This window comes from Clostridioides sp. ZZV14-6387 (genome assembly GCF_020657835.1).
GTDB classification, from domain to species: Bacteria; Bacillota; Clostridia; order Peptostreptococcales; family Peptostreptococcaceae; genus Clostridioides; species Clostridioides difficile_A.
Genome location: NZ_JAGWCW010000163.1, coordinates 1 through 222 on the forward strand (window position 1 = coordinate 1; position 222 = coordinate 222).

The 222-nt window shown below is 25.2% G+C and carries 1 pseudogene; it reads left to right on the forward strand.

The features are described from left to right. Positions 1-222 (forward strand): annotated as a pseudogene (locus tag KGF38_RS20240) (IS200/IS605 family element RNA-guided endonuclease TnpB); the annotation flags it as partial.

Here is a 222-nt window from a genome sequence, read left to right on the forward strand (position 1 = left end):
AAGAACCTGATAAATTTTCACTACAAAACACCTTAAAAGATTTAGAAAACGCATATAAAAAATTCTTTAAAGAAAATGCAGGATTTCCTAAATTTAAATCAAAGAAAACTAATAGATTTTCATATAGAACTAACTTTACAAATGGAAATATTATGTACTGTGGTCAATATATAAAATTACCTAAACTTGGTATGGTTAAAGTAAGGGATAAACAAGTACCTC